The organism is Mesorhizobium sp. CNPSo 4689 (assembly GCF_057784325.1).
The window spans coordinates 186,797-201,167 of sequence record NZ_JBWLUZ010000001.1; the positions used below are offsets into that span (position 1 = coordinate 186,797).

At 63.9% G+C, this 14,371-nt stretch carries 9 protein-coding genes; 3 read left to right on the forward strand and 6 right to left on the reverse strand.

What is annotated here, in order from left to right; translation table 11 throughout:
- Positions 1 to 4: 4 nt before the first annotated feature.
- Complete coding sequence (locus tag AC04SI_RS00875) at positions 5 to 1,003, forward strand: ABC transporter ATP-binding protein (RefSeq protein ID WP_404274909.1); 999 nt, start codon at positions 5 to 7, stop codon at positions 1,001 to 1,003.
- A 211-nt stretch (positions 1,004 to 1,214) separates the two neighbouring features.
- On the opposite strand, the gene AC04SI_RS00880 is transcribed toward AC04SI_RS00875, so the two are convergent.
- The 5 genes from AC04SI_RS00880 to AC04SI_RS00900 all read right to left on the reverse strand — a co-directional run bounded on the left by AC04SI_RS00880 (position 1,215) and on the right by AC04SI_RS00900 (position 7,610).
- Entirely contained in the window at positions 1,215 to 2,060 is an 846-nt protein-coding gene (locus tag AC04SI_RS00880; protein ID WP_404274911.1) for a fumarylacetoacetate hydrolase family protein, read from the reverse strand.
- A gap of 162 nt (positions 2,061 to 2,222) precedes the next feature.
- Positions 2,223 to 2,954, reverse strand: coding sequence for an SDR family oxidoreductase (locus tag AC04SI_RS00885; RefSeq protein WP_488473797.1), 732 nt, complete (start codon positions 2,952 to 2,954; stop codon positions 2,223 to 2,225).
- 189 nt (positions 2,955 to 3,143) lie between these two features.
- Positions 3,144 to 5,516 carry an aldehyde dehydrogenase family protein gene (locus AC04SI_RS00890; protein WP_404274915.1) on the reverse strand — a complete coding sequence of 791 codons (2,373 nt, stop codon included), beginning with the start codon at positions 5,514 to 5,516 and terminating at the stop codon, positions 3,144 to 3,146.
- 51 nt (positions 5,517 to 5,567) lie between these two features.
- A complete protein-coding gene (gene deoC / locus AC04SI_RS00895) occupies positions 5,568 to 6,617 on the reverse strand; it encodes a deoxyribose-phosphate aldolase (RefSeq protein WP_488473798.1) in 1,050 nt (349 codons plus the stop codon).
- A 165-nt stretch (positions 6,618 to 6,782) separates the two neighbouring features.
- Positions 6,783 to 7,610, reverse strand: a complete 828-nt coding sequence (locus AC04SI_RS00900; RefSeq protein WP_404274918.1) for a ferredoxin--NADP reductase — start codon at positions 7,608 to 7,610, stop codon at positions 6,783 to 6,785.
- 210 nt (positions 7,611 to 7,820) lie between these two features.
- Between AC04SI_RS00900 and AC04SI_RS00905 the strand changes: the two genes are divergently transcribed.
- Both AC04SI_RS00905 and AC04SI_RS00910 read left to right on the forward strand, forming a co-directional pair.
- Complete coding sequence (locus AC04SI_RS00905) at positions 7,821 to 9,893, forward strand: hydantoinase/oxoprolinase family protein (protein ID WP_488473799.1); 2,073 nt, start codon at positions 7,821 to 7,823, stop codon at positions 9,891 to 9,893.
- A gap of 1 nt (position 9,894) precedes the next feature.
- Entirely contained in the window at positions 9,895 to 11,637 is a 1,743-nt protein-coding gene (locus AC04SI_RS00910) for a hydantoinase B/oxoprolinase family protein (protein WP_404274922.1), read from the forward strand.
- A gap of 189 nt (positions 11,638 to 11,826) precedes the next feature.
- Here the strand turns inward: AC04SI_RS00910 and gyrB are convergent, their stop codons facing one another.
- Positions 11,827 to 14,298: a DNA topoisomerase (ATP-hydrolyzing) subunit B gene (gene gyrB / locus AC04SI_RS00915; protein WP_404274924.1), complete on the reverse strand. Its 2,472-nt coding sequence runs from the start codon at positions 14,296 to 14,298 to the stop codon at positions 11,827 to 11,829.
- Positions 14,299 to 14,371: the final 73 nt, after the last annotated feature.

Here is a 14,371-nt window from a genome sequence, read left to right on the forward strand (position 1 = left end):
TATTGTGGGCTCGCTGAAGATCGAGAATGTGAAGAAGGCTTTCGGGCCGGTCGAGGTGCTGAAGGGCATCAACCTCGAAGTGACGGACGGCGAGTTCGTGGTCTTCGTCGGCCCGTCCGGCTGCGGGAAGTCGACGCTGCTCAGGGTCATCGCCGGGCTGGAGGATTCGACCTCGGGCCGTGTCGTGATCGACGGCGAGGACGTATCCGTTACACCGCCGGCCAAGCGCGGCATCGCCATGGTGTTCCAGACCTATGCGCTCTACCCGCATCTGACGGTGAAGAACAATATGGGTCTAGGGCTGAAGCAGGCCAGCACGCCGGCGGCCGAGATCGATCGCCGCATCGGCATTGCCTCCTCGATGCTATCGCTGGAGCCCTATCTCGAAAGGCGGCCCGCCGAACTCTCCGGCGGCCAGCGCCAGCGCGTCGCCATCGGCCGCGCGGTGGTGCGCGAGCCGAAGCTGTTTCTCTTCGACGAGCCGCTGTCCAATCTCGACGCCGCACTGCGCGTCAACACCCGGCTGGAGATCGCGCAGCTGCATCGCCGGCTGAAGGCAACGATGGTCTACGTCACCCACGACCAGGTCGAGGCGATGACGCTGGCCGACAAAATCGTGGTGCTGAATGCCGGCAGGATCGAGCAAATCGGCGGCCCGATGGAACTCTACAATTCGCCGGCAAATGAATTCGTCGCCGGCTTCATCGGCTCGCCGAAGATGAATTTCATCGACGGCGCGAGGCTGGGCGAGACGGCCAAGACCATCGGTGTCAGGCCGGAACACCTGACCGTAGACACGAAATCCGGCGCCTGGAAGGGCACGGTGGTGCATGCCGAGCATCTCGGCGCCGACACCAATCTCTATCTCGACTGCGAAAAGGCCGGGCTGATCACGGTGCGCATCTTCGGCGTCTACAATGCCGAACCGGGTGCGACGCTTTACGCGACGCCGGACCCGGCGAAGACCTATCGGTTTGGGGCCGATGGCAGAGTCTTAAAATAACTTTGCCAACGAAGGCTGGCGCCGCCCCTCATTGCCCTGCCGGGCATTTCTCCCCATAAACGGGGAGAAATAAGCTGGCCGCATCCTCGGCGCTTATTCTGCAACGTTGGTGTTTGGCGAACGCTGCGATAATAGCGTCCTTCTCCCCGTTTACGGGGAGAAGATGGCGACAGCCAGATGAGGGGCGGCGCAGCCCTTCGTTTTGATTCGCCTATTCGTCCGCCTTGAACGTCTGCTTCTGCTGGCCAAGCCCCTCAATGCCAAGCTCGACCACATCACCCGCCTTGAGGAACACCGGCGGCTTCATGCCCAGTCCGACGCCGGGCGGCGTGCCGGTGGAGATGATGTCGCCGGGATGCAGCGACATGAACTGGCTGAGGTAGGAGACCAGATAGGCGACGCCGTAGACCATGGTCTTGGTCGAGCCGTTCTGCATCGTCTTGCCGTTGACCGTCAGCCACATCTTGATGTTCTGCGGGTCGGCCACCTCGTCCTTGGTTACCAGCCAGGGGCCGATCGGGCCGAAAGTGTCGCAGGACTTGCCCTTGGTCCACTGGCCCTGACGCTCGGCCTGGAAGGCGCGCTCGGACACGTCATGCGAGACGCAATAGCCGGCAACATAATCCAGTGCTTCTGCTTCGCTGACATATTTCGCCGTCTTGCCGATGACCACGCCGAGCTCAACCTCCCAGTCGGTCTTTACCGAGCCGCGCGGGATGAGCACGTCATCATCCGGTCCAACGATGGCCGAGCTTGCCTTCATGAAGATGATCGGCTCCGGCGGCACGGCGGCGCCGGTCTCGGCGGCGTGATCGGAATAGTTCAGCCCGATGCAGATAAACTTTCCCGTACCGGCAACGCAGGCGCCGATGCGTGGGCTACCGGAAACCGCCGGCAGTGATTTCGGGTCGAGCTTCGACAGCATGTCCAGCGAGGCCGGATGGAGCACCGTGCCGGCGATGTCGGCGACATAAGCGGAGAGGTCGCGGATCGTCCCATCCGCATCGAGCAGGCCGGGGCGTTCGCTCCCCACCTCGCCATAGCGCAGCAGTTTCATGCAGTCCTTCTCCTGATTGCGGCCAGAGGCCGTTTGCAAACTCGCTCCGCCGAGGTGACGATATGGTTTTTTAGAAACCGGGCGGAACGTAACGAATGGACCTATCCCGGGGCAAGCGCGGAAGCAGCCCCAGATGGCCTGGGGACCATGTTTTTCAGACTGTCAGATCGACCAGCCACCGTCGATATTGTAGGCCTGCCCCGACGTATAGGTGGCGCCGGCCAGATAGACGGCGAGATCGGCAATTTCCTCCGGCGTGCCGAGACGGCCCATAGGCTGCCGGGCGATGAAGGCGGCGCGGGCGGCTTCGTAGTCGCCCTGCGCGTGCATGCGGTCATGCAGCGACGGGCTTTCGACGGTGCCGGGGCAGATGGCGTTGCAGCGTATGCCCTTGCCGACATAGTCGGCGGCGATCGCCTTGGTCAGGCCGATGACCGCAGCCTTGGTGACACCATAAGCGAAACGGTTGGGCACACCTTTGCCGGCGCCGGCGACCGAAGACATGTTGACGATCGATCCGCCGCCACGCTCCAGCATTCCCGGCAGCACGGCGCGGATGGTGCGGATCATCGCGCGTACATTGAGGTTGAAGGCGAAGTCGAGATCGGCGTCCGCCATTTCAAGGATCGAGCCGGAATGGACGAAACCGGCGCAATTGAACAGCACATCGACAGGGCCGATCTCGGCGAAGCCCGATTTCACCGCCTCGTCGTTCAGCACATCGAGCTTGCGGGTGTTGATCCCGCTTGTCTTGCCGAGCTCGGCCAGCAGCACCTCGTTGATGTCGGTGGCGTGCACCACCGCACCCGCCTTGGCGAAGGCCAGCGCACTTGCCCGGCCGATGCCTTGCGCCGCTGCGGTGACGACAACGACCTTGCCCGCCAGATCCGCCATGCTGTTCTCCTCGACTGTCTATCGCCGCCCGGATTTCTAAGGGCATTCGGCCAAGGTGCAATGTGCCAGGCAGGCACTATCGTGCCGCCTGTGCGGACGCTTACCTGCAGGCCAATTGTTTTTTCTCGTTAAAGAACATCCAATGACCCGTCAAGTCCGAACGTCGCCACAGGTCGCTCGCGCGGACTGTCAGTCGCCGTAGGGCACCCAGACGTTCTTGGCCTCGACGGCACGGCGCAGGAAGGCGTCCCCCGCGGCGTCCGCCGAAGCCCAGTCGAGGCTGCGCCCATTGCCCGTCCAGACGCGCTTGAGGTTGCCGATCGAGTCGGCTTCGGCTTTCGCACAAGTCTCGGCATCGGCGAACACCCAGAGACCGTCGACATCGTCATGCTTGGCCAGCACGCTGGCAAGCTCGGCGCTGCGGCCGGTGACGATGTTGATGGCGCCGGCTGGAACGTCGGAATACTCGATGACTTGATAGAGATCGGTGGCAAGCAGCGGGTATTTTTCCGATGGCACCGCCACCACCGTATTGCCCATGGCGAGCGCCGGAGCAACCAGCGAGATCAGGCCGAGCAAGGGCGCCGCGTCGGGCGCGACAATGCCGACGACGCCGACCGGCTCGTGCAGGGCAAGGGCCACGGCGCGGGCAGGCGGCTGGTGCACGCGGCCCTCGAACTTGTCGGCGAGGCCGCCATAGAGGAACAGCCGCTCGATCGACTGCTCGACCTCCTCGCGCGCAGCTTTTGCGGTGACGCCAGTGAGCTGGACGAGGCGGGAGGCGAACTCGTTAGCGCGGCCGGCAAGGTTCTCGGCCAGATAGTAGAGCACCTGGCTACGGTTATAGGCGGTCGCGTCCGGCCAGCCCTTGCAGGCGCGGGCAGCCGAGACGGCGTCGCGAATATCCTTGCGGTTGCCGAGACCGACCTCGCCGGCAAGCTTGCCCTTGGCAGTGGCAATGCCAAGCGAATAGTTACCGTCCGGCCTGACCTGCTTGCCGCCGATGAACAATTTTGCCGTGCGGTCGATCGCGTCGCCTTCCGATTGCTCGACAGGCTGCGCGGAAGATGTCGCCGGTTTGATCACCGGGCCGAGCGGCAGTTTCGCCGTCAGATACTCAAACATGCCCTCGCGGCCGCCTTCACGGCCGAAGCCGCTCTCGCGATAGCCGCCGAAGCCGCAGGCGGCGTCGAACATGTTGGTGCCGTTGACCCAGACGACGCCGGCCCTCAGCTGTGGCGCGACATGCAGGGCCAGATTGACATTCTCGCTCCACACCGAAGCGGCCAGGCCGTAACGTGTGTTGTTGGCGAGCTCGATCGCTTCCTCGGTGTTGCGGAAGGTCATGGTGGCCAGCACCGGGCCGAACACCTCCTCCTGCGCCAAGATATTAGCCGGAGAAACACCAGTCGCGAGCGTCGGCAAATGGTAGTAGCCGGAGGACGGCAGTGCCGCGTCCGGCTGCCAGCAGACGGCGCCCTGTTTTGCCCCTTCAGCAACCAGTCCCTTGACGCGCTCCAACTGCGTGAGGTCGACCAGCGGGCCGATATCGGTGTTCTTGTCGAGCGGACTACCGACGCGCAGTCGGCCCATTCTGGTCTTGACCTTGGCGATCAACGCATCGGCGACGCCTTCCTGCACCAGCAGGCGAGAGCCGGCGCAGCAGACCTGGCCCTGGTTGAACCAGATGCCGTCGACCAGGCCTTCGACAGCGCTGTCGAGATCGGCATCCTCGAAGACGACGAAGGCCGACTTGCCGCCGAGCTCCAGCGACAGTTTTTTCCCCGACCCTGCCGTAGCCTTCCTGATGATCTTGCCGACCTCGGACGAGCCGGTGAAGGCGATTTTCTGGATGCCGGGATGGTTGACGATGGCCGCACCGGCCTCCGGTCCGCCCTGGATGATGTTGACGACGCCCTTCGGTACCCCGGCGCGTTCGCAGATTTCGGCGAACAGGATGGCGGTCAGCGGCGTGAACTCGGCCGGCTTCAGCACCACCGTGCAGCCGGCGGCCAGTGCCGGCGCGATCTTCCAGGCCAGCATCAGCAGCGGAAAATTCCACGGGATGATCTGGCCGACGACGCCGACGCCCTTATGGTCGGGGAAATCCTTGTCCAGCGCCTGCGCCCAGCCGGCATGGTGGATGAAATGACGGATCGCCAAAGGCACGTCGATATCGCGGCTCTCGCGGATCGGCTTGCCATTGTCGATCGATTCCAGCACCGCGAACAGGCGCTGATGGCGCTGCATGGCGCGGCCGATGGCGTAAAGCACCTTGGCTCGGTTGTAGCCGGAGGAAGCGCTCCATTTTGGCAGTGCCTTGGCGGCCGCAGCCACCGCGGCGTCGATATCGGCTGCACCCGCATCCGAGACTTTTGCGAGCAGCTTGCCGGAAGCGGGATCGCTGGTGTCGAAGGTCCTGCCGCTGCCCGCCGCCTTCCACTCGCCGCCGATGAACAGCGCCTTGCCGAAATCTCGCGCGGCAAGCCACGCATCCGCCTCGTTGCGGGCCTCCGGCGCCGGGCCGTACTCCATGGCGTGATAGCGTTCGAGAATGTTCATCGGGCGTCTCCGCTAGGAGGAAATTTGTTCTGAGCGGCGCGACGTAGCGCCTCACGCCATCGCGTGGCGATGATTGGCCGAATAATGGCCGGTCAGATGATGCTCGAGTTGGCGCTCGATGTCGGTCAGCAGGCTCGATGCGCCGAAGCGGAACAGGTCGGGCTCCAGCCATGGCCGGCCCAGTTCTTCCTTCATCAGCACCAGCCAGTCGAGCGAAGCCTTGGCGGTCGAAATGCCGCCGGCCGGTTTGAAGCCGATGAGATAGCCGGTTTCCTCGAAATAGGCGCGGATGGCGCGCACCATGGCGAGGCCGACGGGCAGCGTCGCGTTGACGCTTTCCTTGCCGGTCGAGGTCTTGATGAAATCGGCGCCCGCCATCATCGCCACCATCGAGGCCAGCATGACGTTACGCAGCGTGGCGAGATCGCCAGTGCCGAGGATGACCTTGAGATGCGACTCGCCGCAGGCTTCGCGCATCGAGACGATCTCGTTGTAGAGTTCCTGCCATTTCGCCCCGAACACCAGACCGCGCGGGATGACGACGTCGATCTCGTCGGCGCCGTCCCGCACCGAGGCCTCGATCTCCTGCAGGCGCGTCGACAGCGGCGCGAGACCGTGCGGAAACGCGGTCGAGACTGCGGCGACATGGATGCCGGTGCCGCGCACGGCATCGACAGCGGTGGCGACGAAGGGATGATAGACGCAGACCGCCGCCGGGCGGATGGTCTCGCCCGCTATGCCCAGGCCTTCGACGATGTCGCGGCGGAACGGGTTGATTGCCTTGGCGCAGAGCCGGCGCACGCGTTCCTCGGTGTCGTTGGAATTCAGCGTCGTCAGGTCCATGCAGGCGACGGCTCGCAGCAGCCAGGCGGCCTGGTTGTCGGCCTTGATCGAGCGCCGCTTGGTAAGGCTGGCGACGCGGCGCTCCAGCGCCGAGCGGTTGACGCTGCGCACCGATTCCATGAAGCCGAGATCGAGCCGCATGCCGGGATTGCGGGCAATGGCGTGGTCCGGCAGTGCAGGCGTGTTGGCGGCGGTGCGCGCCGGCAGCGGCGTGACCTTGGACGCGCCGGCGTCGGCTTCACGGATAGTGCTGCTCATCTCCTGCCCTCTTCATTCAGCGGCGTACGCCGAAGATAGCCCGTGAAGGTGCACTTCACGAGTCCTCAAGCGGCTCATAGCGGAAAAAGGCAGCGAACGCAGCAGATTTTTGACCGCATGGTCAAAACATGCGTTCGGATACAGGCGCCGAAGCGCCCCGACGTCTCAGCCGACGAAGGCGCGCTCGACGACGAAGCTCGACGGCTGATGCAGCGAGCCTTCATGGAAGCCCAGGCTCTCGGCCAGCTCCTTGACGTCCTTGAGCATGTGCATCGAGCCGCAGATCATGATGCGGTCGGTCTCGGGGTTGAGCTTGTCGATGCCTAGGTCGGAATAAAACTTGCCCGAGCCGATCAGCGCGGTGATGCGGCCCATGCGCGCCGACTCTTCGCGCGTCGTCGAGTTGTAGAGGGTGACACGGCCGCCGGTCAGTTCGCCGATCAGCGGGTCGTTCTCAAGTGCCGCCACCAGTTCCTGGCCGTAAACCAGCTCGGCATTGTCGCGGCAGGTGTGGGTCAGGATGACCTGCTCGAACTTCTCATAGGTGTCGGGATCGCGCAGCAGGCTGGCGAAGGGCGCGATGCCGGTGCCGGTCGAGATCATGAACAGGCGCTTGGCGGGGGTCAGCGCGTCGAGCACCAGCGTGCCGGTCGACTTCTGGCGCATGATGACGGTGTCGCCAACCTGGATTTTCTGCAGTTCCGAAGTCAGCGGGCCGTCCGGCACCTTGATCGAGAAGAATTCGAGTTCGTCGTCCCAGGACGGGCTGGCGACCGAATAGGCGCGGTAAACCGGCTTCTCGGCATTGGGCAGGCCGATCATGACGAACTCGCCAGAGCGGAAGCGCAGCGACTGCGGCCGGGTGATGCGGAACGAGAACAGGCGGTCGGTGTAATGCTTCACCGAGACGACCGTTTCGGCATAGACATTGGCCGGAATCGGAAACTGCAGCGGCCGGGCGCCAGCGGTGTTGAACGCGGATGTGGTGTTCATCAAACCTAACCTTCTAGGACGCCGACGCCAAACTATCCCCTGCTCGCCCGAACCAGTCAGGTTCCGGCGTGCCGTTTGCACACTGCGAAGCGGTAAGCTCTTGTGTCCCGAATTTATTAGTATACAAATGATATTTGCGTCAAGAGACCAGCGTAAAACACCTTTCCAAACTGAGACATATCCGTAGTCCGGGCATTTCGGGTTTCGACAATGAAAGAGAATTTTTCGGCGTTGCCGGGCAATGTCGTCGCCGGCATCGATGTTGGCGGAACCTTTACCGACCTGCTTCTGATCGACGGCAAAGACGGTGGCCGTGTGCATATCGCCAAGACCCCGACCACGGTCGCCAACCAGGCCTTCGGCGTGGTTTCAGCGCTTGGCGCCACCGGATTTCCCATCGACGGCATCGACCTCATCGTGCACGGCACGACTACCACCACCAACGCCGTGCTGGAGCGCCGGCTGGCGAAAACCGGCATGATCACCACGCGCGGCTTTCGCGACGTGATCGAACTCGGCCGGCGCACCCGGCCGCAGCCCTATGGCATGACAGGAACGTTCGTGCCGGTCATTCCGCGCAATCTCAGGCTCGAAGTGTCGGAGCGGGTCGAGGCCTCCGGCGCGGTTCGGGTTCCGCTCGACGAAGCCGAGATGCGCACCGCTGTTTCACGGCTGATCGAAGCCGGCTGCGAATCCCTCGTCATCCATTTCCTGCACTCCTATGCCAATCCGTCGCATGAGTGCCGCGCCGCCGAAATCGCCGCCGAACTTTGGCCGAACGGCTACATCACCACGGGCCATGCGCTGCTGTCGGAAGCGCGCGAGTTCGAACGCGGCGTGACGGCTTCGGTCAACGCCTCGGTGCAGCCGATCCTCGAGCGCTATGTCGAGCGCCTGCGCAAGGAACTCGCGGCAAAGGGCTACGCCCGCGATTTCCTGATCATGAACGGCAATGGCGGCATGATCTCGGCCCGCTTCGTCACCCGTGAATCGGCAAAGACGGTGATGTCGGGACCGGCCTCCGGCGTCATCGCCGCCGCCTATACCGGAAAACGTGCCGGCTTCGAAAACCTCGTCACCTACGACATGGGCGGCACCTCGACCGACGTGGCGCTGATCCGCAACGCAGAACCGGCCGTGTCGAACGAGATCGAGATCGAATATGCGATGCCGATCCATGTGCCGATGTTGGCCGTGCATACGGTGGGCGCCGGCGGCGGCTCGATCGCCCGCGTCGATGCCGCAGGCCTGATCCAGATCGGCCCGGAAAGTGCAGGCGCCAATCCCGGTCCGATCTGCTACGGCCGCGGCGGCAACGAGCCGACCATCACCGACGCCAATCTGGTGCTCGGACGGCTGGCGCCGAAGAAGCTGCTGGCGGTCGAAAACCCGGTCACCGTCGAGCGCGTCACCGGCATATTCGAGGACAGGATCGGCAAGTCCACCGGCCTGTCGGGTGTCGAAGCGGCCGGCGCGGTGCTGCGTCTCGGCAACATGAAGATGGCCGGTGCCATCCGCATGGTCTCGGTGTCGCGCGGCCACGATCCGCGCGATTTCGCGCTGTTCGCCTTCGGCGGCGCTGGGCCGCTGCATGCGACAGCACTGGCGCGCGAGCTTGGCCTGCCGAAGGTGCTGGTGCCGGCACGGCCCGGCATCACCAACGCGCTCGGCTGCGTCGTCGCCGATCTCCGTCACGATTTCGTCAACACGGTCAACCAGCCGGTGGCGGCGCTCGATGAAAGCCAGCTCCACGGCATATTGGAACGGCACCGGAACGAAGGCGAGGAGCTGATCGGCAAGGAGGCGGTGATGCCGGAGACGATCCGCGTCACCCACTCCGCCGACATGCAGTTCGTCGGCCAGACGCATATCATCAACGTGCCGCTGCCTTCCTCTTCCGTCACACGTGAAATGCTGCAGCGTCTGTTCGAAAAGGCCTATTTCGCCCGCTTCAAGGTCGAATTGCCGGAGATCCGCGCCAATCTGGTCAATCTCAACACTTCGGTGACCGGTGTCAGGCCAGCAATCGATCTTTCCCGCCTGATCGACCCGGCCGGACGCGCGAAAACACTCGACGAGGCACGGCGCGAAATCCGGCCGGTCTGGTATGCCGGCGCCTGGCACAACACGCCCGTCTACGCGCGCGAAAAACTGCCGCTCGATGCGGTGATAGAAGGGCCGGCGATCCTCGAGCAGATGGACGCCACCACGGTGCTCGAACCTGGCGACCGGGCGCGTTCGGACGCCGACGGCAACATCATCATCGATATCGGCGAGGCCTGAGATGGGAAAGCTCGACACCATCACGCTTTCGGTACTTCAGGCGGCCCTGCAGCAGGTCTGCGACGAGATGGACCTGACCTTTTCGCGCGCTGCCTTCTCGCCGGTCATCGCCGAGGCCAATGACCGTTCCGACGGCATCTATTCGGCGCTCGACGGCTCGCTGATCGCGCAAGGCAGCCAGGGCCTGCCGGTGTTCGTCGGGGTGATGCAATATTCGACCAAGACGGTGATCGAGATGATCGCCGACGGGCGCTGCCTGCCGCCGGAGCCCGGCGACATCTACATCGTCAACGATCCCTATCTCGGCGGCACCCACCTGATGGACGTCCGCTTCGCCATGCCGGTCTATCGGGGAGGAAAAATCTTCTGCTGGCTGTCGAACACCGGCCACTGGCCCGACATTGGCGGCTCCGTGCCGGGCGGCTTCTCGGCTTCGGCAACGGCGGTCGAGCAAGAAGGGTTGCGGCTGCCGCCGGTAAAGCTGTTCAAGAAGGGCGTGCTCGACGCAGAAATCTACGCCATCATTTGCTCGAACATCCGCGTCGCCGACCAGCGGATCGGCGATATAAGGGCGCAGGCCGCCGCACTGCTGGTCGGACAGGACCGCCTCAATGGAATCCTCGATCGTTACGGCGATGAAACGGTTGTCGAGGCGATCGCGGAACTCCGCCGCCGTGCCGCCGAGCAGATGCGTGCCAACATCGCCGCCATCCCGGATGGAACCTACAGCTCGAAAGCCTTCGTCGATTCCGATGGGGTGGTGAACGAGCCGCTGACCATTGCGCTCGCCGTCGAGAAGCAGGGCGACACGCTTACCTTCGACTTTGTCGGCTCATCAAAGCCCTGCGCCGGGCCGATGAACAGCGTGCTGGCGACGACCTTGTCGTCGGTCTATCTGGCCATGCGCCATATTTTCCCGGACGTGCCGATCAGCGCCGGTGCCTTCGAGCCGCTCATCGTCAAGCGGCCGGAGGGCACCTTCCTAGACGCGAAGTATCCGCGCCCCGTCTCAGGCTGCGCGGCCGAGGTGTCGCAGCGCATCGCCGAAGCGGTGTTCGCGGCCATGGTGCAGGCGCTGCCCGACAAGGTGACGGCCGCCCCCGCCGGCTCCAGCGGCAATTTCGCGCTTGGCGGCAACGACCCGGTGCGCGGCCGCGACTACGTCATGTACCAGATCTCCGGCGGCGGCTATGGCGGCAATGCCGGCCATGACGGCCTGACCAATGGCTGCTCGACGATAGGCATCTCCAAATCGCCGCCGGTCGAGATCATGGAGCAGGCCTTTCCGGTGCTCTACCGCCACTATGCCTTGCGCGAAGGCTCCGGCGGCGCCGGCAAGCAGCGCGGCGGTTTCGGGCTCGCCTATGAGGTGGAGATCCTGCGCGGCGACGCTCGTGCCTCCTTCGTCATGGACCACGGCCGCTTCGGCCCGCAAGGCGCGCTGGGCGGCAAGGACGGCGCGCCCAATACGGTGTCTGTCTTCCGTGGCGGCGCGGAACATGTGCCGCCGCACCTGTCCAAGGAACAGGACATCGCGCTCAAGGCCGGCGACCGCGTCCGCGTCGGCACGCCGGGCGGTGGCGGCTATGGCGATCCGTTCCAACGCGAGGCAAATCTGGTGCTGAGAGACGTGGCACTCGGTTACTACACGCCCAAGGAGGCCAGTGATAAGTTCGGCGTTACCTTGTCGGCGGACGGGCTGGCCGTAGATCGGGCGGCAACCGAGAAGCGGCGCGCCGGCTAGAGCGGTTCATCGTTTTACGGTAACGCCGAACCGCTCTATCTCTTTGTTTTGACGCAATTCCCAAGGGAAAGCGCTACGCGCTTTTCCCGGGAAAACCGTTTCACGCTTTTCCTGGAATTGCTCTAAGCCTCTCCGTCTCTTTCACGCCCTGACGAAACGACTCCATCAAGGCGTGAATCTAAGCCGGCTTCAAATATCCAGATTGGCCACCGACAGCGCATTGTCCTGGATGAACTCGCGCCTCGGCTCCACCTCGTCGCCCATCAGCCGCGAGAACAGCGAGTCGGCATCGGTGGCGTCATTGACCTTGACCTGCAGCAGCGAGCGCACATTCGGGTCGAGCGTGGTTTCCCAGAGCTGTTCGGCGTTCATCTCGCCAAGGCCCTTGTAGCGCTGCATGGTCAGGCCCTTGCGGCCGGTCGCGAACACCGCGTTGAGCAGCGCCAGCGGTCCCGAAATGGTCTCGGAAACATCCTTGCGACGCAGCACCGGCGGCGTGCCGTAGACTTCGGTCAGGCGCGGCGCATAGCGATCGAGCTGGCGGGCGTCGGCCGAATTGATCAGCCCGAGATCGAGCTGCGCGAACTCCTTGACGCTGCGCACCGTGCGCTCGAACACATAGCCGCCGACGCCTTCGTTGGAGGTCGACATACGGCCGGTCCAGCCGCGCTCGGTGTCCTCGGCAATGATGTCGAGGCGCTTGGCGACACGCTCGGCCATGGCGTTGGCGCGGCCAAGATCGCCGAGCACATCCGGGTTGAGCGCGCCGGCGATCGCCGCCTGCTCGACCACACTGCGGTTGTAGCGCGTGTGCAGCCCGTTGATCAGCTGCCGCACCGCCAGCGCGTCGTCGATGGCGCTGCGCAAATCCTGTCCGGCCCGCACCTCGCCGGAACCAAGCGAAAGCGACGCTTCCTCAAGCCCCGAGCCGATCAGGAATTCCTCGAACGCGCCTTCGTCCTTGATGTATTGCGAGCTCTTGCCGCGCGTCACTTTGTAGAGCGGCGGCTGGGCGATGTAGAGGTGGCCGCGCTCGATCAGCTCCGGCATCTGCCGGAAGAAGAAGGTGAGCAGCAAGGTGCGGATGTGGGCGCCGTCAACGTCGGCGTCGGTCATCAGGATGATCTTGTGATAGCGCAATTTATCGGCGTTGAACTCGTCCTTGCCGATCGAGGTGCCGAGCGCGGTGATCAGCGTGCCGATCATGTCGGAGCCGAGCATGCGGTCGAAACGTGCCCGCTCGACATTGAGGATCTTGCCGCGCAACGGAAGAATGGCCTGGTTCTGCCGCGAACGACCGCCCTTGGCCGAGCCGCCGGCCGAGTCACCCTCGACGATGAAGATTTCGGACTTGGCCGGATCGCGTTCCTGGCAGTCCGCCAGCTTGCCGGGCAGCGAGGTGACGCCGAGCGAACTCTTGCGGGTGATGTCGCGCGCTTTGCGCGCGGCTTCACGCGCCGCGGCGGCCTGGATCACCTTCTCGATGACCACCTTGCCCTCGGTCGGGTGTTCTTCCAGCCAGGTGCCGAGTGCCTCGTTGACCAGCCCTTCCACCACCGGGCGGACCTCGGACGAGACCAGCTTGTCCTTGGTCTGCGAGGAGAATTTCGGGTCCGGAACCTTGACCGACAGAACTGCGGTCAACCCTTCGCGGCAGTCGTCGCCGATCAGCGACACCTTCGCCTTCTTGGTCTGGCCGGAGGATTCGCCATAGCCGGTGATCTGGCGCGTCAGCGCACCGCGGAAGCCGGCCAGATGCGTGCCGCCGTCGCGTTGCGGGATGTTGTTGGTGAAGGCCAGCACGTTCTCATGGTAGCTGTCGTTCCACCACATCGCCACCTCGACGGTGATGCCGTCGCGCTCGGCCTTGATGGCGATAGGCTTGTCGATCAGCGGTTTCTTGACCCGGTCGAGATATTTGACGAACTCCTCCAGCCCGCCATCATAGTGCAGTTCGTGGCGCACGATGTCGGCGTGGCGGGCATCGGTCAGCACGATGCGCACGCCGGAATTCAGGAAGGCCAGCTCGCGCAGCCGGTGCTCCAGCGTGCCATAGTCGAACTCGACCATGGTGAAGGTTTCGGACGACGGGAAAAAGGTGATCTCGCTGCCGCTGCGTCCGTCATAGGTGCCGGCAGTCTTGTTCTGCTCGTAGCTGCCGGTGACCTTCAGCGGTGCGTCGGCATTGCCATGGCTGAAGCTCATCTCGAAGATCTGGCCGTTGCGGCGAATCCTGAGTTTCAGCCAGGCCGACAGTGCGTTGACCACCGACACGCCGACGCCGTGCAGGCCGCCCGACACCTTGTAGGAATTCTGGTCGAATTTGCCGCCGGCATGCAGCTGCGTCATGATCACTTCGGCCGCCGAAATGCCTTCGCCGGTGTGGATATCGGTCGGAATGCCGCGGCCATTGTCGATGACAGTGACCGATCCGTCGGGATTGAGCGTCACCGTGACGAGGTCGGCATGGCCGGCCAGCGCCTCGTCGATGGCGTTGTCGACCACCTCGTAGACCATGTGATGCAGGCCCGAGCCGTCATCGGTGTCGCCGATATACATGCCTGGCCGCTTGCGGACAGCATCCAACCCCTTCAAAACTTTGATGGAATCGGCGCCGTACTCGGCTTCCGCGCCGTTGGCGCTTTCAGTCTGATCGCTCATGAAAACCTGTCTGATTGATGGCGCTGGCCCGGTGCCGGAAATTGGCTCCGAATCGCGCCGTTTTGATGTCCTA